Source organism: Paenibacillus sp. FSL R7-0128 (assembly GCF_038002245.1).
In the GTDB taxonomy this organism is placed as follows: Bacteria; Bacillota; Bacilli; order Paenibacillales; family Paenibacillaceae; genus Paenibacillus_AQ; species Paenibacillus_AQ silagei.
Window position 1 is genome coordinate 7,129,366 of the sequence record NZ_JBBOCD010000001.1, and the last position, 25,583, is coordinate 7,154,948.

The 25,583-nt window shown below is 52.2% G+C and carries 27 protein-coding genes; all 27 read right to left on the reverse strand.

Annotation, left to right across the window (positions count from 1 at the left end; all coding sequences use genetic code 11):
- Positions 1–113: 113 nt before the first annotated feature.
- The 27 genes from NST26_RS30510 to glyA all read right to left on the reverse strand — a co-directional run bounded on the left by NST26_RS30510 (position 114) and on the right by glyA (position 25,575).
- A complete protein-coding gene (locus NST26_RS30510; protein WP_036721695.1) occupies positions 114–872 on the reverse strand; it encodes a WecB/TagA/CpsF family glycosyltransferase in 759 nt (252 codons plus the stop codon).
- Positions 873–879: 7 nt separating this feature from the next.
- Positions 880–2,049 (reverse strand): polysaccharide pyruvyl transferase CsaB, encoded by a 1,170-nt coding sequence (gene csaB, locus NST26_RS30515; RefSeq protein ID WP_036721697.1) that lies wholly within the window; start codon positions 2,047–2,049, stop codon positions 880–882.
- Entirely contained in the window at positions 2,022–4,061 is a 2,040-nt protein-coding gene (locus tag NST26_RS30520) for a DUF5693 family protein (RefSeq protein ID WP_036721699.1), read from the reverse strand. The genes csaB and NST26_RS30520 overlap by 28 nt, the downstream gene beginning before the upstream one ends.
- A gap of 147 nt (positions 4,062–4,208) precedes the next feature.
- A complete protein-coding gene (locus tag NST26_RS30525; RefSeq protein ID WP_340957557.1) occupies positions 4,209–5,927 on the reverse strand; it encodes a phospho-sugar mutase in 1,719 nt (572 codons plus the stop codon).
- Positions 5,928–5,974: 47 nt separating this feature from the next.
- Positions 5,975–6,397 (reverse strand): 3-hydroxyacyl-ACP dehydratase FabZ, encoded by a 423-nt coding sequence (gene fabZ / locus NST26_RS30530; protein WP_209988942.1) that lies wholly within the window; start codon positions 6,395–6,397, stop codon positions 5,975–5,977.
- A gap of 304 nt (positions 6,398–6,701) precedes the next feature.
- The gene (locus NST26_RS30535; protein ID WP_036699259.1) at positions 6,702–6,941 is read right to left on the reverse strand and encodes a DNA-directed RNA polymerase subunit beta; all 240 of its coding nucleotides are present in this window, start codon (positions 6,939–6,941) and stop codon (positions 6,702–6,704) included.
- Between the two features lie 9 nt (positions 6,942–6,950).
- Complete coding sequence (locus NST26_RS30540) at positions 6,951–7,772, reverse strand: flagellar hook-basal body protein (protein ID WP_340957552.1); 822 nt, start codon at positions 7,770–7,772, stop codon at positions 6,951–6,953.
- Positions 7,773–7,843: 71 nt separating this feature from the next.
- A complete protein-coding gene (locus NST26_RS30545) occupies positions 7,844–8,722 on the reverse strand; it encodes a flagellar hook-basal body protein (protein WP_340957550.1) in 879 nt (292 codons plus the stop codon).
- A 49-nt stretch (positions 8,723–8,771) separates the two neighbouring features.
- On the reverse strand, positions 8,772–9,770 hold the full coding sequence (gene mreB / locus NST26_RS30550) for a rod shape-determining protein MreB (RefSeq protein WP_036699265.1): 999 nt from the start codon (positions 9,768–9,770) through the stop codon (positions 8,772–8,774).
- A 127-nt stretch (positions 9,771–9,897) separates the two neighbouring features.
- A complete protein-coding gene (gene spoIIID, locus NST26_RS30555; RefSeq protein WP_019915029.1) occupies positions 9,898–10,185 on the reverse strand; it encodes a sporulation transcriptional regulator SpoIIID in 288 nt (95 codons plus the stop codon).
- Positions 10,186–10,412: 227 nt separating this feature from the next.
- On the reverse strand, positions 10,413–11,150 hold the full coding sequence (locus NST26_RS30560; RefSeq protein ID WP_339251872.1) for a M23 family metallopeptidase: 738 nt from the start codon (positions 11,148–11,150) through the stop codon (positions 10,413–10,415).
- Between the two features lie 61 nt (positions 11,151–11,211).
- The gene (gene spoIID, locus NST26_RS30565) at positions 11,212–12,375 is read right to left on the reverse strand and encodes a stage II sporulation protein D (RefSeq protein WP_340957549.1); all 1,164 of its coding nucleotides are present in this window, start codon (positions 12,373–12,375) and stop codon (positions 11,212–11,214) included.
- Between the two features lie 176 nt (positions 12,376–12,551).
- Positions 12,552–13,928, reverse strand: coding sequence for a UDP-N-acetylglucosamine 1-carboxyvinyltransferase (gene murA / locus NST26_RS30570; RefSeq protein ID WP_036699206.1), 1,377 nt, complete (start codon positions 13,926–13,928; stop codon positions 12,552–12,554).
- Positions 13,929–14,125: 197 nt separating this feature from the next.
- Positions 14,126–14,383: a DUF1146 family protein gene (locus tag NST26_RS30575; protein WP_036721718.1), complete on the reverse strand. Its 258-nt coding sequence runs from the start codon at positions 14,381–14,383 to the stop codon at positions 14,126–14,128.
- Between the two features lie 193 nt (positions 14,384–14,576).
- Complete coding sequence (locus NST26_RS30580; RefSeq protein ID WP_036699230.1) at positions 14,577–14,993, reverse strand: F0F1 ATP synthase subunit epsilon; 417 nt, start codon at positions 14,991–14,993, stop codon at positions 14,577–14,579.
- Between the two features lie 63 nt (positions 14,994–15,056).
- On the reverse strand, positions 15,057–16,454 hold the full coding sequence (gene atpD, locus NST26_RS30585; protein ID WP_036721719.1) for a F0F1 ATP synthase subunit beta: 1,398 nt from the start codon (positions 16,452–16,454) through the stop codon (positions 15,057–15,059).
- 52 nt (positions 16,455–16,506) lie between these two features.
- Positions 16,507–17,376, reverse strand: coding sequence for an ATP synthase F1 subunit gamma (atpG, locus tag NST26_RS30590; RefSeq protein WP_076084536.1), 870 nt, complete (start codon positions 17,374–17,376; stop codon positions 16,507–16,509).
- 111 nt (positions 17,377–17,487) lie between these two features.
- Complete coding sequence (atpA, locus tag NST26_RS30595) at positions 17,488–18,999, reverse strand: F0F1 ATP synthase subunit alpha (protein WP_036721723.1); 1,512 nt, start codon at positions 18,997–18,999, stop codon at positions 17,488–17,490.
- 11 nt (positions 19,000–19,010) lie between these two features.
- Positions 19,011–19,562, reverse strand: coding sequence for a F0F1 ATP synthase subunit delta (locus tag NST26_RS30600; protein ID WP_036721725.1), 552 nt, complete (start codon positions 19,560–19,562; stop codon positions 19,011–19,013).
- Complete coding sequence (gene atpF, locus NST26_RS30605; protein ID WP_036721727.1) at positions 19,559–20,047, reverse strand: F0F1 ATP synthase subunit B; 489 nt, start codon at positions 20,045–20,047, stop codon at positions 19,559–19,561. Before atpF ends, NST26_RS30600 begins: the two co-directional genes overlap by 4 nt.
- Positions 20,048–20,144: 97 nt before the next feature.
- A complete protein-coding gene (atpE, locus tag NST26_RS30610) occupies positions 20,145–20,357 on the reverse strand; it encodes a F0F1 ATP synthase subunit C (RefSeq protein ID WP_036699216.1) in 213 nt (70 codons plus the stop codon).
- Between the two features lie 104 nt (positions 20,358–20,461).
- Positions 20,462–21,229, reverse strand: a complete 768-nt coding sequence (gene atpB / locus NST26_RS30615; RefSeq protein WP_036699217.1) for a F0F1 ATP synthase subunit A — start codon at positions 21,227–21,229, stop codon at positions 20,462–20,464.
- A 29-nt stretch (positions 21,230–21,258) separates the two neighbouring features.
- Positions 21,259–21,636 (reverse strand): ATP synthase subunit I, encoded by a 378-nt coding sequence (locus NST26_RS30620; RefSeq protein WP_036699219.1) that lies wholly within the window; start codon positions 21,634–21,636, stop codon positions 21,259–21,261.
- Positions 21,629–21,862 (reverse strand): ATPase F0F1, encoded by a 234-nt coding sequence (locus NST26_RS30625; protein ID WP_076084545.1) that lies wholly within the window; start codon positions 21,860–21,862, stop codon positions 21,629–21,631. The genes NST26_RS30620 and NST26_RS30625 overlap by 8 nt, the downstream gene beginning before the upstream one ends.
- Before the next feature lie 164 nt (positions 21,863–22,026).
- Positions 22,027–23,202, reverse strand: a complete 1,176-nt coding sequence (gene wecB, locus NST26_RS30630) for a non-hydrolyzing UDP-N-acetylglucosamine 2-epimerase (protein ID WP_209868448.1) — start codon at positions 23,200–23,202, stop codon at positions 22,027–22,029.
- A 74-nt stretch (positions 23,203–23,276) separates the two neighbouring features.
- Positions 23,277–23,906, reverse strand: coding sequence for a uracil phosphoribosyltransferase (gene upp / locus NST26_RS30635; RefSeq protein WP_036721735.1), 630 nt, complete (start codon positions 23,904–23,906; stop codon positions 23,277–23,279).
- Between the two features lie 421 nt (positions 23,907–24,327).
- The gene (gene glyA, locus NST26_RS30640; RefSeq protein WP_036721737.1) at positions 24,328–25,575 is read right to left on the reverse strand and encodes a serine hydroxymethyltransferase; all 1,248 of its coding nucleotides are present in this window, start codon (positions 25,573–25,575) and stop codon (positions 24,328–24,330) included.
- Positions 25,576–25,583 lie beyond the last annotated feature (8 nt).

The window sequence follows — 25,583 nt, forward strand, 5'->3', positions numbered from 1 at the left end:
GTGAAAAGTCGACCTCCATTTCTCTACCGCATTGAATTATACGCTGAACCAAAAACAAATTCCAATACTGTTTTTAGGCGATACCACGGATTTTTTCAGTAAATTTCCTCATTTTACTGGTCTTTTGTCACTTTATCTTTCTCTCGTACCACTTTTACTGCGAATTTCGGCAGCGCAAGCATTCTTTTGTAACGTGTAGGTTCCTTGAGCAGCCGGTATAACCATTCTGCCCTTAATTTCTGGAAGGCCACAGGGGCACGGCGGCTCTTGCCGGAGATCACATCAAAGCTCCCGCCGACACCCATCATCACCGGGATCTGCAGCCGGGCTTTGTATTTGGCGATCCATGGCTCCTGGCTGTCCGCTCCTCTGGCAACAAAGAGCAAGTCAGGCTTCGCTTCAAGGATTCCGCCCACAATTTGTTCATCCTCTGCCGGACCAAAATACCCGTCATGATATCCTGCGATGACAATACCGGGATATCTTGTTTGTAACCGGGAAGCCGTCTCGCGAATCACCTCAGGGGTTGAACCGAGCAAATATACTCTCCAGTTATAGCTTTCGCCTTGGTGCAATAATTCATGTAAAAGATCAAAGCCCGCTACACGCTCAGCTACAGGCTCCTGACAATAATTCGCGGCCCACACCACTCCGGTTCCGTCAGGGACAACCAGCTCTGCTGATTTCATAATTTCCATATAAGATGGATTCTCCAGCGCCGCCATGACCATAATCGGATTGGCAGTAATTACCTGATGAGGCTCACGCTTATGAACCGCCTCTGTCAGATAGGAAACGGTGGTCTTCATATCCGCCTTGGATACTCGTATGCCAAAAATGGGTACTGTCGGTAATGCGCTATCTGCTTTCACTTGTCACTCATCCTTTACGGCCGAAATATTGGACAATTCGCCGGGCCGGTGCCTCTGCCTCTTGGGTGAGCGCGGCAATCAGCGGCTCCCGCTCCTGCTTCCATCGCTCCCCTGAGCTCAGCAGCTCCAGAAGCCCGGCAGCCACCTTGTCTGCCTCCAGTGTATCTGTCTTGCCTACCGGCTGACAATCCACCCGCCCAAGAAAATGATCAATCTTCGGATCATAAGAGACGCCCATCAGCGGAACACGCTGTCCCGCAGCATAGATAAGGCTGTGCAGCCGCATACCTATAAGCGCCTGGCACTGGCTTACCTCCCGCAGCATCTGCAGCGGATGAAGTGCATCCTCACGGATCGTTACCGATCCCCCATTGTCTTCTATATTCCGGCCCAGCTTCTGCATTACATAGCGGGAAGCCTCATTGTCTGCAGAATGATGGAAGGGCAGAAAGCGTACATGGAGCGGTTGCTCCGCAGAAGCCTTCACCAGGCCTTCAGCCAACGCGTCCAGCTCCTTACGGGACTGCTCCCAGAAGCGGACAGAGACACCTACAGTAGCGGGCACAACTTGCAGCCCGGAGCTATGTGTATGCCCAGCTACCGGATCTGCTCCTGTATGTTGTTCCGGCTTCATATCCTTAGGCAACTCCAGACCCATAACCGGGTCAGGTACTACCTCTACCTTATCAATAATAAGCCCCATAGACTGAAGCAGCAGGCGGGACTGTTCATCCCGCACGGAGATATAGGCACATTTCCGGAAAATCGATTTGATCAGCGGATGAAACAGCTTGCGGTTCACCGGGCCGATTCCCTGGGAATAGATAAATACCGGCTTCCCCATCCACTGGGCCAGCTTGATAATACCAAGGTAATACGGAATGGTCTTGCTGCTTGTAACATCCTGAAGCAGGCTGCCGCCGCCGCTGATCAGGCCCGCACTTTCTGATATTGCTCTGCGGACCTCTCCCAGCTTCATCCGGTGTACAGATTCCACCCCGTACGTGGCAGCCGTCCACTCCGGATCAATGGATAAGACCACAGGTGCAAGCGTTATTCCGGCGGCCTGGGACTGCTTGCGCAGAGCATTCAGAATCGACTGCAGAACGGCTTCGTCTCCGCTGTTGCGGAAGCCGTAGAAGCCGGAGATTACAATTTTTTGAGGAGTGGTGACCATCGTTTCCAACATCCTTCCGCAATCTGCCATACCCCAACAGCGATAATACCGATGATCAGGCCGAGTCCAAGACCCAGGAGTCCGCGGATCAGCGAGATCAGCACAGGTGAATGAATATGAGCAAAGGTATCCACCATAGACAACTGCCCAATAACAGCAATAATCATGATGAAGGCTGCACTCCGGTATTTATAGGCCAAGAATGCGCCGAGGATAAAGAGCGGATGCGCCAGCAGGAATTCCTTGTTACGCGGTCTTACCCCGACGGTATTCTCCAGGAAGACCCGAAGGATTTTCTCCGGTGCACTTACACTTCCGGCATTCCCGGTCCGGCTCAAATAATACATCCCCACGATACCGATCACACCGGCGGCAATGACCATAGCGAGTGTAATCGGCGTCCGCAGCAGCTTACCTGTCTTGTTAAAGGCAAACTCTCCACGGTACAAAAGCACATACAGTGCAGTAAGCCCGATCGGGGCCAAATGCAGCAGACTTACCCCGCGGAACTGTTCCAATACCAGGGCATAGGTAATATTATTCAGCAGCGCAATGACGAAAGGCACCGCACTGAAGGTGATTAAAGCGGTTTTGACATACAGGACGAGACTATGGGTCAGACGGCGGCGCGGGCTCATTACGGCAAAGGTTAACGGATTGGCGCGTAAAGGAGGGCCCATCTCATTAATTTTGCGGATAGCCAGCACTATAGCCAGGGTAGGAGCACTTATGGCTACGGCAAGCGCAAGCGCCTGTTCAAATAATGCCGGCTTCAGAACCAGCAGTCCTGCACTTCCAACCAGTCCAAGCACCCATACAGGCAGAGTAAGCCAAGGGATGAAGTAGGAGAACAGCAGCGCAACCATAGCCACCGCCCCGATTACCGCAATCAGCTTGAAGTAACGCTGGAAGGAGGAATCGCTCACATCAAAGGCTGTAGCCTGTCCAATCTTGAAGCCGTTCGCCTCAATCTTGGCTACCGCACCCTCAGGTCCGCTGAGACTCTCAATCAGGTTATCCAGCGTATCTGTGATAGCAGCCTTCTTAGTGTCTCTGGAAGGAATCGTATTCAGATAGATCATACGGATATTGCGGTCTTTGGTGCCCAGCGCGAACCGGTCTGCGATCACTTCAGTCTTCAGGCTGGAATCCGCCTCACTGAGTGAATACAGGCGCGCCACGTTGTAATCCAGCATATAGGCCAGCTTGGAGAAGCCCTTCTGTTGAACCTTAATATTCTCGATTGCCGCAATTCCCATCCCGTGCTGCTTCAGGAGATCGGCGAAGACGGTCAGACTGCCCGTATCCGCATCATCGGAGTACCCTTTGACAGACTCTCCTTCAAAAAGAATCCGCTTGACGCCAAGCTCGGCGTAACGGTCCAGCAGCTTCTTCACGGCATCCTGATTGTATGCCAGAGAGTCTACAAGCCGGGGCACAATGTTGAAGCCCTTCCCGTGCAGCATTTCCAGTGTAATCGGGTCCGGCTGCAGCGGCTTGAGCGTTGCATCCTCCAACGGCGTCTGGATGATCAGCCCCTGCTGGCCGCGGTAGTTCCATTCTTCCGTCCGGATGTCCAGTCTGCTGAAGGCATCGCGGATAACCGGTGAGAGCATTTCACTGTTCTTCGCACTGGTAAAGAGGACATATGTATAGTTCTCATTCTCCGGAATCACAGTATCGGTAAGATTGGCGATATCAGACGCTCCCCAGATCATCAGGCGGCGCGCCTTGCGGAAATCCTCCAATGTATTTTCATAGATAGCCATACTCTGAACACCGGCTGCCTTCAGCCGGTCTAACTGCTCGTTGATATAATCCTGCGGGTTCTCCCGGTAGCTCGCAACCTCAACCAGATCGCGGTAATCAAAGACAAACTCAACCGATTTGGAAGACTTCTCTGTCTGTAGACGGTCGTATACGACCGGAAGTGCACCGATCAGTCCTATCACCATAATGATCCATAACCACTTGCGTGATGCTATATTCCAGCGTTGCCATTTCTGCTGCACCAAAGTACCTCCTCTTTCACTTTAAAGCTGATTGCCTTACATCACAGCTGCCGACCCGACCCTCTTGCCACCGGCAAATTTAAGCGGAAACGGAGGTCTGTCCATCTGGAGCAGCTCCGTTTCCGCAGGGAAGTTATCTATTGCTTATTATTTCCCGTCTACCCGTGCCATAACCTGACTGGTCAATTCCGCAACCTTGTGCTTGGCGTTGTCCAGGGATTCACCCACCACGGCAAAATACACTTTGATCTTCGGTTCCGTGCCGGAAGGGCGCAGGCAGAACCACGAGCCGTCCGACAGCAGATATTTCAGCACGTTTTCCTTAGGCAGACCGTCCAGTCCCATGGAGTAGTCCAGCACCTGCGTTACGGATGCCCCGGCGATTTCGTGCGGCGGGCTGGTCCGCCAGTCATTCATGATCCCCTGAATCTGGGCCACTCCGTCCTTGCCCTTCAGCGTGCGGGATTCCAGGCTCTCCAGGAAGTATCCGAACTGTGCATACAGCTCTTGCAGCACATCGTACAGGGTCTTGCCCTGGGCCTTGTAATAGGCACCCGCTTCAGCGATCAGCATTGCAGCAAGGACTGCATCCTTGTCACGGGCATAGTTGCCGGCCAGATAGCCGTAGCTTTCTTCATATCCGAACAGATACGTATACTCGCCCGACTGCTCGAACTGGTTCATCTTCTCCCCGATATATTTGAATCCGGTCAGGGTGTTGAATACCGTAGCGCCATAATGGCTGGCTACAGCAGCGCCCATCTCACTGGTTACAATGGTCTTGACTACAGCGCCGTTAGCCGGCAGCTTCCCTTGTTCCTGTAAACGGCTCAGGAAATAATGAATCATGAGCGCGCCGGACTGATTCCCGGACAGCACTACAAATTCGCCTTCGTTGTCACGAACCACGGCACCCATACGGTCAGCATCCGGATCTGTACCGATCAGCAGATCCGCATTCAGCTCTTCGCCCAGCTTCATCGCCAGGGTGAAGGCTTCACGTTCCTCCGGATTCGGAGATTTCACGGTAGAGAATTCGGAATCCGGCTGTTCCTGTTCAGGAACTACATGTACCTGAGTGAAGCCGATCTTCTCCAGTACACGGCGGACCGGAAGATTGCCTGTCCCGTGCAGCGGTGTATAGACAATGGAGAAGTCACGGCCCAGCGAAGAGGCAATCTCTTCACGGCTGACACTTACCGCAGCAACCGTATCCGTAAATGCCTCGTCCGCTTCGGCCCCCAGCCAGTGCAGCAGGCCTGCACTCTCTGCAGCCTCCTGAGACATGCGCTTCACTCCGTTGAAGGAGTCCACATTCAAAATATTAGCAATAACCTTCTCCGCTTCATGCGGCACCAGCTGTCCGCCCTGGGCATTGTAGACCTTGTATCCGTTATATTCAGGGGGATTGTGGCTGGCAGTGATTACAATGCCTCCAGACGCCTTCAAATGACGGACGGTAAAGGATAACTGCGGCGTAGAACGCAGGGAAGAGAACAGGTGGGTCTCAATTCCGTTGCCGGCGAGTACAAGCGCAGCCTCCAGCGTGAATTCCGGCGAGAAGCGCCGGGAATCGTGGGCGATAACCACCGAGGGTCTGCCTTCTCCCGTATGCTGTCCCAGAATGTAATCAGCGAAGCCCTGAGTAGCCCGGCCGACTGTATAACGGTTCATCCGGTTACTGCCTGCTCCGATGACTCCGCGCAAACCGCCTGTACCAAATTCAAGATCTCTATAGAATCGCTCTTCCAGTTCCTTAGGTTCACCGGCAAGGGCCTTCAGCTCTTCTTTGGTGTTCTCGTCGACAGAAGGGTCCTGCAGCCAGCGTGTCAGGGTCTCCTGCGCCTTCGGGCTTAATCCAGTCATGTCAATCTCTCCTTCTCCATCTATAATATATAAGTTTATAACAGGAACTAGCTGAGTGCGAACATAATCTCGCCGGACGCTACCGTCTTGCCGTCCACCTTGGCAGTGGCTTGTCCTTTACCGATACTGCCTTTAAGCCGGGTAATCTCTACCTCAAGCACAAGGGTATCGCCGGGAACAACCTGTCCGCGGAAGCGGAAGCCGTCAAGCCCGGCCAGAAAACCGATTTTGCCCCGGTTAGCTTCTACGCCAAGAATAGCCACAGCGCCCACCTGAGCCAAGGCTTCCGTAATCAGCACACCCGGCATCACCGGGAAGCCAGGGAAGTGTCCGGCAAAAAACGGCTCATTTACCGTTACATTTTTGATGCCGACTGCCCGTTTGCCCATTTCTATTTCTGTAATTTTGTCCACCAGCAGAAATGGGGGCCGGTGGGGGATTATTTCTTGAATTTGATTGGTATTCAGCATGATTAATAAAGCTCCCTTCGGTTGTAACCGCGTCTATGAACCTCCGCCTACAGCAGCACTTTTGTTTTATTCTCCGCCGTCTCTGCATAAATATGGACAGCTTCGGCAAAAACTATAATTATCCTTCACCACCTGCAGCAGTGGAGGTTAAGATAAGGGGCTTTCTCCACCGCACGCGGCAGCATGGCGGAGAGGGCCCTTTTTGGCGCTCTTAGGGCACGCCATCATTATACATTTTTCAGTATAAAAAAGAAAACTCCCCTGCACAACAAGGGAGCCTCCGATATCGGTATGCCATAACACTTTAAGGTGCGAACACCAGATCATATACATGCTTCCACGTACTCCACAGGAGCACATCACTTAGTTCCTTTTTGCCGAGGATCACATACCCTACGACCAGCCCGCCTCCAAGTGCGGCAACCAGCAGCAATGGAATCAGGAACCACTGAATAATGGTCCAGGCCCTAATCCTGCGCCGCTTCACCGGCTGCTGCTGCTCCTCTTCTGCTTTCTGTGCAGTCTTAACCTTCTCACGACTCATTCCTTCACCTCACGCGCGCATGTTATTAGCCAGGCCCAGCATCTGGTCACTGGAGGACAGCGCCCGGGCAGCAAGCTGATACGTACGCTGAATCTGCATCATCTCCGTCATTTCCCGGCTCAGATCCACGTTAGAGGATTCCAGATAGCCTGAACGAACGCCTACATCCTTCGCTTCGCCCGCTGCTCTTTGCACGAATGCATCCCGAGTAGTCACACCCTCAGCTAATACATAGAAGTTACCATCCACAGCTTGCAAAGCATTCTTGCTGAGCGGCTCAACAATCATTAAGCTGCCTGCCAGGACAGGCGGCTGTTTCTCATCCGTCTTAGTCCACACCTGCCCGCGCTCATCAATAGCAGCACTTACATTAGCCCCTACGCTGAGCGGAGTACCGTTAGCACCCAGCACAGGATTGCCGGTATTGTCCACAAGAATCATCTTATCCTTATTGGCCGTATCCGGGGTGAAGTGGAAATTCCCCTGGCGGGTATATGCCGTTTCACCGTTCACCTGAACGCCGAACAATCCATTGCCTTGAAGCGCCAAGTCCGTAGGCTTCCCTGTCTCCTGGAGCGTGCCTTCCTCCCAATTACTTGACACTGTAGGCACACGCACACCAAAGCCGATATTGAAGCCCAGCGGCATGCTGCGCCCAGGCTGGTTATAATCCTTGGATTGCTGCTGTACACGGGTAAGCACATCCTCGAACGAGCCTTGCTTGCTCTTATAACCATTGGTATTCATATTGGCAATGTTATCCGCTATAATATCCAGCCGCTGCTGCAGACTGGCCATTGAGACAGAAGCACCGATTGTCGAGTTGTTCACAGGTCTAACCTCCTACTAGCTTGATAAGAAGAAACTGGCTTACACCATCAGTAATGGTCCATGCAGCCCGGCTATACCCGGCCGACTTCATTCACGGCCTTCTGCAGGCTGCTGTCGTAGAACTGGATCACTTTCTGATTCGCTTCATACGCGCGGTAAGCGGCGTTCATATCCACAGTGACCTGAGTGGCATCCACATTAGAGTTCTCAAGGTAGCCCTGGCGTACCTGCAGAATATCCGTTCCATTAGAAAAGCGGATGTCTGCGGCCTCGGCATCATCAGCATGGAAGACCCCGTTGCCGTCACGCACCAGCTCCTGCGGTCTTGTGACGACGCTGATTCCGATCCGGGTGCCTGAAGGCTGCCCGGTCCTATTATCAATCAAATTACCTTGCCCGTCCACTTTAAGGTTATCCTGGGGCCCTGTCAATCGCAGTGGATTGCCGTTACTGTCGAGCACCTTGAATCCGCCAGAACTAAGCACTTCCCCTGTAGGAGCAACTGTAAAGCTTCCGTTACGTGTATATAAATTATTGCCTTCATTATCTTGAACCGTAAAGAACGCCTGGGGCCGGTAAGTAACCTCGCCATCCGGACTGATATATTTCCCCGAGCCGTCAAAAGCAAGATTGGTACCCGGATTTTCCGGGTCTGGAACCTGCAGATCGGTAGACAGCGCAAAGTCTACGCTTTTGCCGCTCTCAATAAGGTCGCCCTGCAGGTATTGGGAGACGGACTGCTCGGCAAAAACCCCGGTATTGATCCGTCCGACAGTCTTAGCAGCGCCCCCGTTCATCGCGGTGACCAGCACCTCGGGAAAAGCGTGGCTGACACTGTCGACCTGCTTGTACCCCGTAGTATTTAAATTGACCAAGTTCTGCGTCGCCGTATCATGTCTGCGCTGCTGCGTCACCATTCCTGCTGCGGCTGTATATAATCCTCTGAGCATGAGGTCAGTCCCTTCCTGGAATCTGCTGTTCTCCCTTATTATCGGCAGGCTAGAACTTTTTCTTAACCACCTTGTCCAAATGATCCAGCATAATTCCCGTGCCCTTGACGACGCAGTGCATCGGATCTTCAGCCACCCAGACCGGAACATGCAGCTGTTCGGAGAGCAGCTCGTCCAGTCCGTTAAGCAGGGCGCCTCCGCCGGTCAACACCACTCCACGGTCAATAATATCTGCCGACAGCTCAGGAGGCGTACGCTCCAGCACCGACTTGGCCGCAGCCACAATCGACGAAACCGGGTCCCACAGCGCTTCCTTCACCTCGCCGGATGAAATGGTAAGAGTCTGAGGTAATCCGCTCACCATATCACGCCCGCGGATGTCCATCTCTGCCTTCATGCCGCCCGGACGTACCGAGCCGATGGTCACTTTGATATCCTCCGCCGTGCGTTCACCGATCAGTAGCTTATATTTCTGTTTAATATATCTTAAAATGGCATCGTCGAACTTGTCCCCTGCGATCTTAATGGAAGAGGCGGTAACGACGTCGCCCATGGACAATACGGCTACATCCGTCGTTCCGCCGCCAATATCGACGACCATATTTCCGCTAGGCTGATAAATGTCCATTCCTGCGCCAATGGCTGCAGCTTTGGGCTCTTCCTCCATGAAGACCTCTTTGGCCCCGCTGCGCTCTGCCGCCTCACGGATGGACTTCGTTTCCACAGATGTAATATTGGTGGGAGCACAAATCAAAATACGGGGCCGTGAATACCAGGTCCGGCCGCCAACGCTGTCAATAAAGTATTTGAGCATCATTTCCGTAATGGCAAAGTCGGCGATTACACCGTCACGGAGCGGACGAATCGTCGTTATATTTCCAGGTGTCCGCCCGACCATCCGGCGTGCCTGTTCACCAACCGCAAGGACCCGCTTCGTATCACTTTCAAGTGTGACCACGGAAGGTTCATCCAGAACGACTCCCCTTCCCTTGACATGAATGAGCACGTTGGCTGTGCCGAGATCGATTCCGATATCCTTGCTAAGCATAATGAAAGAGCCCCCAAAGTGTTATTTTAAATGAGAAAAGAAGATTGTACCAAATTTAAAAATACCATACTTTAGGGGGTGAGTACAATGGACTAAACCTGAATTATAGCGCGAAAATCCGAAAATCTTATGGCTTTGAGGCTACGGCAACCTCACGCTTCTTACCTGTCGTTTTCTTATATTTAATTTTTGTGGCTTCTCCCCCCCGAAGATGACGGATGGACTTGTGATATTCGAGAATGTGCTTCACCTGATCAGCCAGATCCGGATTAATTTCCGGCAGCCGTTCGGTTAAATCTTTGTGCACCGTGCTTTTTGAAACGCCAAATTCCTTGGCTATGGTCCGGACCGTGTGCCTGGTTTCCACGATGCAGCGTCCGATTTTAATGGTACGTTCCTTGATGTAATCGTGCACGCTCCCGCCTCCCAACTGTGAATAGTTTGGTACATTATATGAGGGGCGGGCCTATATATTCGCGCTTTCAGGACATGACAAGCTCAGGAAGGCTCATTTTATTTGTCGGACAACCCAATTCACTGCATTTCACGGCCCCATTTCCAGAATAGAACCTGCCGGACTGTCCATTTCAGGTAGAAAAAAAACAGGAGGCTTCCGCCCCCTGCTGATGCTGATCATTCGGCTTAGCGCTGCGGAAGCAGATCCGAAGGATTCACAATCTTGCCGTCCTCATGCACTTCAAAGTGCACATGGTTGCCAAGACCCTTCTCCATCTCATTGCGTCCCGCTGTAGCCAGTGTATCGCCCTGCTTCACTTCGTCGCCCTGCTTCACTTTGGTTTCACCCAGACTCTGATAGACCGTCTTCAAATCGCCAGGGGAGGTAATCTCGATTACCTTACCCAGTACAGCAACATCTTCCACTCTGGTGACTTCACCGCTGAGCGCCGCCTTCACATCAAACGTCTTGTTGTCCTCACGGGCAATATCAATTCCGGTGTTGGTGACAAAGGTATTGTTGTACTGAACCATCGCCGCAATATGATTCTCTTCCGTGCCGTTCTCATCGTAGTACGGTTTGACCACTTCCACTTCACTCGGGCTTGCTACAGGCCAGACCAGGCTTTCGGCTGATGCGACAACTTCCAGGGCTTCGGGATCACCGTTTGCGGCTCCGGTTTTGCTGCCGGCCTCACCTTGGGATACTACCGCGGCGTTGTCGGGATTCAGCGGCTTCTGGCCGGCATCCTGATAGACCCACACCAAGGTTAGTATAAGTGCCGCTGCCGCCGTGTAGACTGCCGGGAATACCCACCGTTTGGATAACAGTCTGCTCCATGAAGAAGGCTTGGCGCCTGAATCTCCCTGCTTGTTTTTGAGAGATTCATCATGGGTTGATTTGATTTTGTCTTGTTCATTCATATGGTTATCACCTCAGTAACCAGTGTTACCGGGCGCTTCGCTTTTATACGTATCTTGCAGATTATTTTTTCAGGAGAGTTGAGATTCCGGTAAAAGAGACCCCGCTGTAGTAGTGTTTGAGAATCTGGGTCGCGGTCTTGCCCTCTTTCGCCATTCCGTTCGCCCCCCACTGGCTCATGCCGACACCGTGGCCGTTACCATACGTGGTGATCTGCACCTTCCCCGCTTGGCGCTTCCAGGTGAACTGGCTCGAGCGCAGCCCCAGCTTCTCTCTCACTTCCCGCCCGGTAAATACCTTCCCACCGATAGAGATCTGTTTGATCCGGTGGCCGGCTGTAAGCGACAGCACCTCCGCTGGCAAACTGGTGGAGGATTGAGCGGAGACCGGCACTGCCTTGCCCGAAGCTCCCAGACTGGCTGCTACCGGAAGGTCCTTGGTTCCAAGGCCCAGCTTACTGCGCAGCTCCGAATTGCTGAAGGTGTAGCTTACCGCCAGGTTCGGGGTGATCTGCAGCTCCCACGGGCTGGCTACACTGCGCAGGTAGGGAACCGCAGCATTCCAGTACTCCTCGGAGTTCTCCGTATACCCTCCGCTGGAGGCGAAGAAGGAAGCCGTGATCGGCTGCCCCTGATAGGTCATGATGGTCCCGCGCGTCTCCAAGACCGCGCGGCGGATCTTCGCCAAGCCGGCGCGCTTGCTGCCGGACGCCCAGTCCCGTTCCAGCACGGCCTGGGATACGTAAGCCTGATGGCTTACCGTATCGCTCACATCCGCTTCGGGAACGGGGACCCCGCTGTGGTCGCCGGCGGCCAGACGGCGGGCAATGAACGTGCGGGCCGCAACGGCCTGCGCCTTGAGCGCTTCGAGCTCAAATTCGGCCGGCATCTCGGCCGCCAGTACGCCGCTGACGTATTCCTCCAGCGGCAGGGTCTCTATTTGTCCGCTCCGCGACAAATAGACGGAGACCTCCGGCTGCGGCGCCTCTGCGGCAGCCGGTGCCGGCGGCGCCGGAACGGCCGTGGCCTGCGGCACGGCCGGGGGCGCCGGCGGCTGTTGTCCCCCGCGCTGCGGGACAACAGCCAGCGGCAGCAGCAGCGCCGCCAGCAGGGGCGCTGCCAGCCAGGCGGCGGGGGCCAGCCGCCGCAGCGGGTGTGCGCCGCGCCGCGCGCGCGCTACGCTGCGCGGACGCTTCAGGATGCGGCGCAGGTTGATTAACTCTTTCATCTCTATGGCTCCTTCCGTAAGCACCGGTGATTCTTATAGATATGAATTTGCGGCACCTGCTAGAACGGGATTTTGAGAGAAAGAGAGTTGCGGAATCCCCCGGAACATATAAGCTATTTCTCCAAAAAAAGGACCAGCCGCATAGCAGCTGGTCCTAATATTTTTAAGAATAACTATTATACCCAAGACGGCTGAATCTGGAAACGGGGTCTGATCTCTTCGGCTTTGGAGGATTCGCTTCTGGCCGGTTCGGGCTTAAGCGCTTCTTCCTTCGCAGCAGGAACAGCCGACTCTTCCATGGAAATACGCCATATGTCCGCACCAAGTCCTGACAGCTTCTCAGCCAGGTGCACATAGCCGCGGTCAATGTGATGCGTTCCGCTAACTTCTGTAGTGCCTTCCGCCACAAGTCCTGCCAGAATAAGCGCAGCACCTGCACGCAGGTCCGTAGCACATACCTTAGCGCCGACCAGACTGGCATTGCCCGTCACGATCGCAGAGCGGCCCTCAATCTTGATCTCCGCATTCATGTTGTGGAATTCATCCACATGCATGAACCGGTTCTCGAAGACGGTCTCTGTCACTACGCTGGTTCCTTCCGAGCGGAGCAGCAGCGCCATCATCTGTGACTGCATATCTGTCGGGAATCCCGGGTAAGGTAATGTCTTGAGATCGACAGCCTTCAGCGGCTTGTCGCTGATGACACGGACTCCGTTCTCATCCGGGATAATCGTAACGCCCATTTCCTCCATCTTGGCAATCACCGGACCCAGATGGTCGGCAATAGCTCCCTCAACATACACATCACCGCCTGTAATCGCCGCTGCCGCCATGTAGGTTCCAGCTTCGATCCGGTCAGGAATGACATGATGTCTTACGCCATGCATACGCTCTACGCCTTCAATCCGGATTACTCCGGTTCCGGCTCCGCGCACAATGCCGCCCATCCCGTTCAGGTAATTGGCAAGGTCGACAATCTCCGGCTCCTTCGCCGCATTCTCAATCACTGTGGTGCCTTCGGCAAGCGCGGCAGCCATCATTATATTTTCGGTCGCACCTACGCTGGCCACATCCAGATAGATCTTGGCTCCGCGCAGTCTCCCGTTACTTTTCGCATCAATATAGCCCTGGCCCAGACTAATCTCGGCCCCAAGCGCTTCAAAACCCTTCAAATGCTGGTCAATCGGCCTAGTTCCAATGGCACAACCGCCAGGCAGAGAAATACGAGTATGCCCCATACGGGACAGGAGTGGGCCCATAACCAGGAAAGAAGCCCTCATTTTGCGTACCCATTCATATGGTGCTTCACAGGAAGTAATATTAGTGGCATCTACTTCAATCACATCGTTCTGGTATGTAATACCTGCACCCAGAGATTCCAATACCTTGTTAATCGTCATTACATCGTCTAACGGAGGTGCGTCCACAATGACGCTGACTCCTTCTTCTGCCAATAGAGAGGCGGCTATGATCGGTAGTACGGAATTTTTTGCGCCGCTGACTTTCACGCTCCCGGTCAATCTGTTGCCACCGCGGACGATAAATTTGCTCATTTCGGTTTCCCTCCGCGTCCATTATTTCTGAAATTAATTTTGAGGTTAAAATTCGTCTGTTAAGATATTGAATATTCCGCCATTGCGTCTTAGGTGCAGATTCCTTGCTTAACTTCAGTGTTGACATAATAAAACCTTATTATTCGACACTTTTTTCACTATGTTGGCCTATACAGATATAACCAAAGCCGCTGCCGTTAAAACATCCGTGCGATAAGTCCGCTCCAGCCCAGGTAATCAAGCAGGAACCCGGCCACGAAGTGACCCAGAACAATCGCCAAGAGCAGGTGCAGCAGTCTGCCCTGAGGGCTCTTGGGATATCTTATGACCAAATCCAGCTTAAGGTTCTGAAGTGACCACCAGGATAATGCAACGCAGATCAAAGAGATAATCATCGAAATCATATTACTGGTGCCGATCGCACCCGACAACTCAGCGGATAAGCGTGTGTTCATATTAGCCCCCTGTGTTAGGTACTCGGAAATCGACTCTTATATCATACTTGTGCAGGGGAAAAGAATCCAGTACTTTTACGAAATTTTAAACAATTGGGTCTTTATATGCAGATCTGATGACGATATGTTCATAATCTGCTAGATTCTCGCAAGCAAAAAAAGCAGTCAAGCCCAGGGCTTGACCGCTTATCTGCTACTGTTGTCCTTTGCCGGTCGAAACTTTGATCCGCGTTACAGCACGCTGCAATGCCAGCTCCGCACGGCGGTGATCGATCTCATCCTGCTTGCTTTGCAGCTTAAGGCGGCGCTCAGCCCGCTCCTTAGCCGCTTCAGCGCGCTCCACATCAATATCCCGGGGCAGCTCAGCACTTTCAGCCAGCACCGTTACCTTATCTTTGTGCACTTCAACGAAACCGCCATGCACAGCGATGGAGACTGTAACGCCGTCCGCCTTAACGCTAAGCGGAGCAACCTGAAGCGGGGTGACGAGCGGAATATGTCCCGGGAGAATCCCCAGTTCACCATTCACACCGCGTACCGTCAGACTGTTCACTTGCTTGGAGTAGACCAGATGCTCCGGAGTAACTATTTCGAGCAAAAAGGTATTCACTTCCATTCCTCCTCAAAGCTTTACAGAATAAAGCCCGATCCCCCAGCATAAGCATGCTTAGGGTTACAACGTTTTCGCTTTTTCCACGGCTTCTTCAATCGTGCCTACGAACAGGAACGCTACTTCCGGAAGATCATCATGCTTACCTTCCAGGATTTCCTTGAAGCTGCGTACGGTTTCTTTGATCGGCACATATTTGCCCTTGAAGCCGGTGAACTGCTCTGCTACGTGGAAAGGCTGGGACAGGAAGCGCTCAACCTTACGGGCGCGGGCCACAATGACCTTATCCTCTTCACTCAGCTCATCCATACCGAGGATGGCAATGATATCCTGAAGCTCGGTATAACGCTGCAGCAGCTGCTTAACGCCTTGTGCCACGTTATAGTGCTCTTCGCCGACGATTTCCGGTGCCAGCATCCGCGAGCTGGAAGCCAGCGGGTCAACCGCAGGGAAAATCCCTTTTTCGGAGATTTTACGCTCCAGGTTGGTCGTTGCATCCAAGTGGGCAAATGCCGTAGCCGGTGCAGGGTCAGTGTAGTCATCCGCAGGCACGTAGATCGCCTGGATGGATGTAACAGAGCCTTTCTTCGTGGACGTAATCCGTTCCTGCAGCTGACCCATTTCTGTAGCCAGCGTAGGCTGGTAACCTACCGCAGATGGCATCCGGCCGAGCAGGGCCGATACTTCGGAACCCGCCTGGGTGAAGCGGAAGATGTTATCGATAAAGAGCAGCGTATCGCGGCCTTCCACATCACGGAAATATTCCGCCATAGTCAGACCGGTCAGTGCTACACGCAGACGTGCGCCAGGAGGCTCATTCATCTGTCCGAAGACCATGGCCGTTTTCTTGATTACGCCGGAATCAGTCATTTCGTGATAGAGGTCATTCCCCTCACGTGTCCGCTCGCCAACGCCGGCGAATACGGAGATACCGCCGTGTTCCTGTGCGATGTTGTTGATCAATTCCTGGATGGTTACTGTTTTACCTACGCCGGCACCGCCGAACAGGCCGATTTTACCGCCCTTGGCATAGGGTGCCAGCAAGTCGATAACTTTAATTCCGGTCTCCAGAACCTCTGCCTGAGTTGACAATTCATCAAAGGTAGGAGCCAGACGGTGGATTGGGTTTCTAGCCGCCACCACTTCAGCACCGTTATCGATTGGATTACCAAGTACGTTAAATACGCGGCCAAGTGTTGCTTCACCCACAGGAACCGAGATTGGCGCTCCCTGGTCAATAGCGTCAATCCCGCGAACCAGTCCATCTGTAGAGGACATGGCGATACAGCGCACCAGGTTATCTCCAAGATGATTGGAAACTTCAAGAGTCAGATCCATGCTGCGGCCATCGCTGAGGCTCGCAACTATTTTGATGGCGTTGAATATCTCGGGCAGCTGGCCGCGTTCAAATTCAATATCGACAACCGGACCCATAATGCTCACAACGCGTCCTTTGTTCATCTTCATTTCCCTCCTCGAAAGCTGTTACATATGGACCTTAAGCCCACTCATATTAAGACTGCGCGTTCGCACCAGCCACGATCTCGGTAATTTCTTGCGTAATGGCCGCCTGACGGGCACGGTTGTACGTAAGCCTAAGTTCTCCGATCATTTTTGACGCGTTCTTCGTTGCACTGCCCATCGCTGTCATCTTGGCTCCCAGCTCGCTGGCCTTGCCGTTCAGAAGAGCACCATAGATTAAAGTTTCGGCATATTTCGGAAGCAGAACCTCCAGCACGCCTGCAGGTGAAGGCTCGTATTCATAAGCAGCAGATGCTCCGTGATGCCCGCCTTCCCCAACGCCTTCCATAGGCAGAAGTCTGTCTACAGTCGGAACCTGGCTGATCGCATTAACGAACCGGTTGTAGCAAATGTAGATCTCATCATAGACGCCTGTCTCGAACTGGTTAACCGCCGAATAGGCAATCGACTTGATGTCGGCAAATTTCGGGGTATCGGACAGCTCGGTGATTTCTTCTACAATGGGATATTCACGGCGCCGCAAAAAGTCACGGCCTTTGCGCCCGATCACAAACAGCGCATACTCATCCTTGGACTTATGGCGTTCTGCGATCAGCATCGTTACTTTACGCAGAATATTCGCATTGTAGCCGCCGGCAAGACCTCTGTCCGAGGTGATGATCAGATAACCTGTTTTTTTGACAGGCCGGCTGACCAGCATCGGGTGCTGGAGATCCTGCGTACCGGCAGCAATACTCGAGACGACCTCTTTCAGCTTCTCTGAATACGGACGGGCTGCTTCCGCCTTCTCCTGCGCCTTACGCAGCTTGGATGCAGCGACCATCTCCATCGCTTTGGTGATCTGTCTGGTGTTCTGAACGCTCTTAATTTGACGTTTAATATCGCGCATGCTTCTTGCCATGATTTCACCACCTTAGAGCTTTGACGTAGGTCAAAGCTAACTTCGTAAGCATAAGCTGAGCTTTGGCGTACCAAAGCTAACTTCGTAAGCATAAACGGTAAACTCTATATATTAGCTTGTAGCAAAGCCTCTTTTGAATTTCTCGATGGCATCCTTGAGCGCTGCTTCGTTGTCTGCTGTCAGATCCTTGGTATCCGCGATGGATTTCAGGATTTCAGTTGCACTGCTGTCGATAAAGGCCAGGAATTCCTTCTCGAAACGCTTAACGTCCTTGACAGGAATATCATCCAGATGTCCTTTGACAGCGGTGTACAGACTAAGCACTTGATGTTCAACGCTAAGCGGCTGGTTCACACCCTGCTTCAGAATCTCCATCATACGCGCGCCGCGGTTCAGACGGGCTTGCGTTGATTTGTCCAGATCGGAGCCGAACTGGGAGAAGGCTTGAAGCTCACGGTATTGAGCCAGATCCAGACGCAGGGAACCGGCGACCTTCTTCATAGCTTTGATCTGTGCGGAGCCCCCTACACGGGATACGGAGATACCTACGTTGATCGCCGGACGCTGACCGGAGTTGAACAAGTCGGATTCAAGGAAGATTTGGCCGTCTGTGATCGAAATTACGTTCGTTGGAATGTAAGCCGATACGTCAGAAGCCTGTGTTTCGATGAATGGCAGTGCGGTTAATGAACCACCACCAAGCGCATCGCTAAGCTTGGCCGCACGTTCCAGCAGACGGGAGTGCAGATAGAATACGTCACCAGGGAAGGCTTCACGGCCCGGTGGACGGCGGAGCAGCAGGGACAATTCGCGGTAAGCCGAAGCTTGCTTCGAAAGGTCATCATAGATTACAAGCACATGCTCGCCCTTGTACATGAAGTATTCGCCCATAGCGCAGCCTGCGTACGGAGCAATATAGAGCAGCGGAGAAGGCTCGGAAGCCGACGCGGTTACAACGATAGTGTAATCCAGCGCGCCATGACGGCGGAGGGTTTCTACTACCTGTGCTACAGTAGATTGTTTTTGTCCGATAGCAACATAGATACACTTCATCCCGTTGCCCTTCTGGTTGATAATCGCATCAATTGCAATCGCAGTCTTACCTGTCTGACGGTCACCAATGATCAGCTCGCGTTGTCCGCGGCCGATTGGCACCATGGCATCGATTGCTTTTAGACCCGTCTGCATCGGTTCGTGTACCGACTTGCGGTCGATAACCCCCGGTGCGTTATGTTCAACCGGACGGAATTCTGTAGTAGCGATCGGTCCCTTGCCGTCAAGCGGCTGGCCCAGTGCATTCACTACGCGGCCCAGCATGGCTTCGCCAACCGGAACCTGCATGATCTGACCGGTACGTTTAACCTGATCGCCTTCGCGGATCTCTTTGTATTCACCCAGAATAACAACACCGACGTTGCTTTCTTCCAGGTTAAGCGCCATGCCTACTACCCCGTTGGAGAACTCCAGCAGTTCCCCTGCCATTGCGTTTTCCAGACCGTAGACACGGGCGATACCGTCGCCGACTTGAATGACGGTGCCAATTTCGGCCACTTCGATATCGGCTTTATATTGCTCAATTTGACTTTTGATCAAAGTGCTGATCTCTTCAGGTCTGATGCCCAATATCCTCACCCCTATCTTCTTTGCTTATCATTAAAGGATTTCTCAAGACGCGTAAGCTTACCGGCCAGACTTCCGTCATACAGCGTATCGCCGATGACGACCTTCAGTCCGCCGAGCAGGCTTGTATCGACAACATTGGTTACACGAATCTTACGGCCAGTAAGCTGGCTGAATTCAGCCGCAACACTGTCCTGTTCTGCCTGGTTCAGGGAATAAGCGGAATAGACAGTAGCGTAGCCAATGCCAAGGGCATCCCCTTCAATCTTGATATACTTAGCCAGCAGCTCTGCGAAAATATCGGTTCTGCCCCGCTTTACCAATAACTCAACAGTGTTCATTACGGCTTCCGAGACTTTACCTTGAAGTGTTCCGCGAAGCACATTCAGCTTGTCGGATTGCGAGATGCGGGGTGCCAGGATAAACCGTTTCACCTCTGCATCGTTATCAAGCACTTCAACGACTAACTTCAGCTGTTCCTCCACTTGAAGCGTAATGCCTTCATCCACCGCTACACTGTACAAGGCTTTGGCATAGCGCCCGGCAACTACCGTGTCGCGGCTCATGATCGGCCTCCTACCTCTTTGAGGTATTGATCAACAAGCTGTTCCTGTTCGCCGTCAGCTGCAACTTCCTTCTCAAGCAGCTTCGAGGCAATGCGGACCGAGGCTGTACCCAGCTCGCTGCGCAGCGCTTCTACCGCCTTGTTCTTCTCGTTCTCAATGTCACGTACCGCTTCGTCTTTCAGACGGCTTGCTTCCACGTGAGCCTGCTCAAGAATCTTGTCAACCTGGTTGTTGCTGGTAGCCTGGGACTGCTGAATGATAGCCTGTGCCTCTTGGCGTGCCTGCTGCAGGGCTTGCTTCTGCTCTTCCACATAAGCGACCGCCTGCTCTCTGGTCTTGGCTGCTTCATCCATTTGCTGCAGCACCATTTCGCGGCGCTTCTCCATAATTCCGAACAGCTTGCTGAAGGCAAATTTGCTGAGCAGGAAGTATAGAATTACGAAAGCAGCAATAGAAAATACTATATTTGTCCAAATGATATCCACTGAGGTCACTCCCTTCCGTTACCGCGGCTTGCGGACATATACAAAAGTAAGGCGCGGATGGCACTTGCCCTCCCCGCCAAACCGTAAAAACGGTTTATTAAGTAAACATGATCAGGAACGCGATAACTGTAGCGGCCAAAGGAATAACTTCCACGATACCTACACCGATAAACATTGTTGTCTGCAGTGCGTTACGTGCTTCCGGCTGACGGGCGATAGATTCCACCGTCTTGCTGACGATCATACCGTTACCCAGACCTGCGCCGAGTGCGCCCAAACCAACCGCGATTGCTGCTGCTAAAAATTCCATTTGTAAATATCCTCCTTTAATTTCGGTTCTTTTTGTAATGTCTTAATAATATAAAATCTCCCGCGAAGGTTTCCGGCACCTGCCGCTATCCTCACGGCAGCTTATTAATGCGCTTCTTCCTCGTGGATCGTCATCTGTGCGATGTAGACCATCGTCAGAATCGTAAAGATAAAGGCCTGAAGCGCCCCGACAAAGATACTGAAGCCCTGCCAGATGGCCAGGAACGGAATACTGAACAGTCCCAGCTTCAGAATGACGGTAATCAGAACCTCGCCGGCAAAAATGTTAGCGAATAGACGAATGGCAAGCGCCACTGGCTTCGCCAGGTTCTCAATGATGTTCAGCGGCAAGAAAATTGGAAACGGCTCAATATAATGTTTGAAATAATGCTTGCCGTTCAGCTTGATACCTAAATAGTTCATGAGTACAAACACAACGATCGCAAGTCCTGCGGTTACGTTGATGTCTGCAGTCGGCGATTTGTACCACAGAATCTCAGCATGCGCGCCATCGGCCAGGTTCTTAGTTGCTTCGATAACATGTCCGAAGACTGTAACCGGACCATCGGCCTCTGTAATAACGGAAAACGGCAGACCAAGGAGATTGGAGACGAAGATAAACAGTATCAGCGTCAATCCCAGTGATATGTAAGGCTTTCCCTTCTTCAGATCCATGGCGCTGCTGATCAGTCCCTGTACAAATTCAACCACCCATTCCATGAAATTCTGGAGCTTGGACGGATTCTCAACCGACAGGTTGCGGACGGAGAGCATGACCAGTACGAACACTATCACCGAGCTGATTACCAGCATCAGCACAGCAGACAGGTCAATCGGTATTCCGCCAACATAGATTAAAGGCATTTCGTGCATAGTATCATCCCCCTTTCTCTTTAATATGGCTACAGCTTATTCTTGATTCCTAGATATATCCCCACGGGAATAGCCAGAAGCTGGGGGATGAACAGGCCGATAATCGTTGCCTCCAGCGAGAAATGTTCGTATTTGACTGAGAACATGGTCACCAGAATTCCAAAACTGATTCTTGTAGCAAAACCAAGGCTGAAGGAGCTTTTCCCTTGCTTCGCCACCGCTGCTGTCACTCTTCTGACCTTAAGGGCTAGATAACGGAAATTAACCAGTCCTGCCAGCAAGCCGAGTGTCATTCCCAGAGTAACTGCACGGGTCTCATGATGGAGAGCCCACCCCATTACCAATCCTGCCATAATGATTACTGTCACCCTGGTGACGATATTGATTACGGGAGTCATATTATCCATTTTGCTCCCCCAAAAAATTTTTGATTAGCAAAGCAACATTCACAACTCCGAGAATCAACCCGGTAATTGTTCCGATAGCCAGCCAAAAGGCAGGTCCGTCCATCAGATTGCGCAGCCACTTTGCCACAAAAAAGCCTATTACAATGTAAGCGGTGAGCAAGCTGCCCGCACCCCCGAGTACTAGAGCCGTACGCCCCAGTCCAGGCTCATTCTTTGGTTCCTTCATAGGCTACAATCCCAACTAATTTTACTGAATATCCAGACTCTTTGTCAATTCACAGAAAATTGCCCAAAATCGCATGAAAATATGAAAATAATCACAGCAAAATACACCAAAACCATATAAACCGTACAGTTTAACTGTATGCTGCTTTTATTAACCTTAGTATATTAGTTGTCTTGCTCTGTTTTATCATTTGTGAACATTGTGTGAAATTCTTCTGGACGTTCTTCAGCGGCTCCGAAATGGTGCAAAATCGCATTGACAATTCTCTCGGAGGCTTTGCCGTCTCCATACGGGTTGGCGGCCCGGCTCATCGACTGATACAGGTTCTGATCGGTCAAAAGAGCATGTGTCCGTTGATACACCTTCTCCTCGTCCGTTCCCACAAGCTCCAGTGTTCCGGCCTCGATCCCTTCCGGGCGCTCGGTTGTATCACGCAGCACAAGCACAGGAACTCCAAAGGAGGGAGCTTCCTCCTGCAGGCCGCCGGAATCGGTCAATATCAGGTGGGTATGCGGATAAAAGTTATGCAGGTCAACGACATCCAGCGGATCAATCAGCTTGATTCTAGGGTGTCCGCCGAGGATCTCATGCGCCGGTTCCTTGACTGCGGGACTCGGGTGCACGGGATACACAATGGCTACATCTTCAAATTCATCAGCGATTCTTTTGACTGCACGGAAAATATGACGGTGCGGTTCGCCTTGGGATTCTCTGCGGTGCGCCGTCATCAAAATAAGTCTTTTTCCTGAAGCAAAATCAAGGACCGGATGCCGGTAGTCCGGCTGTACGGTATATTGAAACACATCGGTTACGGTATTGCCTGTGATATAAATACTTGATTCTTTTTTGTTCTCGTGTCTCAGGTTGCCCGCTGACCAATGGGTCGGAGCAAAATGCAGATCAGCAAGCACGCCTGTCAGCTGACGGTTCATTTCTTCCGGATAAGGCGAAAGCTTGTTCCATGTCCGAAGACCTGCTTCCACATGCCCAACCTGAATCTGCTGCAGGAAAGACGCATAGCTGGCCAGGAAGGTGGTCAGGGTATCGCCATGTACAAGCACGAGGTCCGGCTTCACTTCGCGGAGCACCGGCTCCAGGCCTTCGAGCACCCGGATCGTGATCTCATTGAGCGTCTGGCGGTCCTTCATTACGTCCAGATCATAATCCGGGGTAATCTTGAACACCTCAAGCACCTGATCCAGCAGCTCCCGGTGCTGCGCAGTTACACAAACAATCGATTCAATCTGCTCAGGATGTCTGTTCAGCTCCAGAACCAGAGGCGCCATCTTGATTGCCTCGGGGCGCACTCCGAAAATCGTCATTACTTTAATTTTGGACATAAGCCCTTCCCTCTCTTCTGAAAACCGCGGTCTATTGGGTTTGTACTATTATTATCTGTTATTATCTGTGCTTCTTACTTGGTTCCGTACAGTCTGTCCCCGGCATCTCCGAGGCCCGGAACGATATATCCGTGATCATTCAAATGATCGTCAAGCGCTGCAACATAGATATCCACATCCGGATGAGCAGCTTGTACAGCCGCAACACCTTCCGGGGCAGCAATCAGGTTCATCATCTTGATCTGAGTGCAGCCGCGGTTCTTAAGCGAGGTAATCGCCGCAATGGCAGAGCCGCCTGTAGCCAGCATAGGATCGATTACGATCAGCTCACGTTCCTGGACATCCGTAGGAAGCTTAATGTAGTACTCCACCGGCTGCAGGGTGTCCGGATCACGGAACAGGCCTACATGACCTACCTTCGCCGCAGGAAGCAGCTTAAGAACACCTTCCAGCATGCCAAGACCGGCGCGCAGAATCGGAATCAGCCCTAGCATTCTTCCCGAAATCACCTTGCTCTGCGTTTCCTGCACTGGCGTCTGCACCGTAATGGTCTCCAGCGGGATATCACGTGTAATCTCATAAGCCATAAGTGTTGCTACTTCATCGACATGCTCCCTGAAGTCTTTTGTGTTGGTCCGCACATCGCGAATGAATGTCAATTTGTGCTGAATCAATGGATGATCGCAAATCACCAATTTTCCCATGTTGTCCCTCCGGTAATTGTAAGTCTTATTTATAGCCAAAGTAAGCGCTGTGCTTCTCAGGTGGCTAAATCCTATCTATTATATCATCACCAAGACTGCTTTTCACCTACAGATAGACGGATCCGCGAGTCCTCCGGCTTCCTGCAGACTCCCAGCCCATGGAAGCTTAAGTCAATATATCCACCTCTTTGGATATAAAACAAAGCTTAGTCTGTACGATTGAGCGCTTTTAATACTATTCACAGTTCTTTCACTACTTTTAATGAAAGTTCCATGAACTTTCATGTAACTTTCAGTATAATCCAAACGTTTTCCCGGCAGCCATTTGTGAACATTATGTAACAGCAACGCAGCAAATAAAAAGCCTTTGCGTACTTCCGGCGGAACCGGGTACGCAAAGGCGATTATTAGAGGACTCTGATTAATACTGCAATCCAGGGTAAATCGGATATTGTTCAGTCAGCTTGGCTACCTCACGGGCCGCCTGAGTCAAGTTAGCTTCATCCTGCGGATTCTTCAGGACAGCAGCAATAATCCGGCCGATTGTAACCATAGCCTGCTCATCCATACCGCGTGAAGTAACAGCCGGTGTGCCGATGCGGATACCGCTGGTTACGAATGGGCTAGTCGGGTCAAACGGAATCGCGTTCTTGTTGACTGTAATTCCGATGGAATCCAGCACCTTCTCAGCGACCTTGCCGGTAATGTTCAGGTTGCGGGTATCCAGCAGGATCAGATGGTTATCGGTTCCACCGGATACAATATTAATACCTTCGCCAACAAGGGTCTCTGCCAGTACCTTGGCATTCTTAACTACGTTCTCGGCATAAGTCTTGAATGAAGGCTGCAGCGCCTCACCGAACGATACGGCTTTGGACGCAATCACATGCATCAAAGGTCCGCCCTGGGAACCAGGGAAGACTGCTTTATCAATCGCGGCAGCCCATGGCTGTCTGCACAGAATCATCCCGCCGCGCGGACCGCGCAGAGTTTTGTGCGTAGTTGTAGTCACGAAGTGGGCATGAGGAACCGGACTCGGGTGAAGACCGGCAGCTACCAGACCGGCAATATGGGCCATATCGACCATGAACAGAGCGCCCACATCATTCGCAATCGAACCGAGTGCGGCAAAATCAATCGTACGCGGATACGCGCTCGCACCGGCAACGATCATTTTGGGACGGTGCTTGAAGGCGGCTTTGCGCACTTCATCATAATCGATCAGGAAGGAATCCTCTTGTACGCCATAAGCCACGAAGTTATACAGAATTCCGGAGGCATTCACCGGGCTGCCGTGGGTCAAATGGCCGCCATGCGCCAGATTCATACCCAGTACGGTATCGCCAGGGCTAAGGGCAGCAAGATATACAGCCATGTTAGCCTGTGCGCCGGAATGCGGCTGCACGTTGGCATGCTCTGCACCGAACAGTTCCTTGGCACGGTCACGGGCCAGGTTCTCTACGATATCCACATCTTCACAGCCGCCGTAGTAACGCTTGCCGGGATAACCTTCGGCGTATTTGTTCGTAAGCACGGAGCCCATGGCCTCCATGACGGCTTCACTTACAATATTCTCTGAGGCAATAAGTTCAATGTTCGCACGCTGGCGGCTCAGTTCGAGGCCCATCGCTTCCAGTACTGCCGGGTCACTTTTACGCAATTGTTCCATGTTTCTAA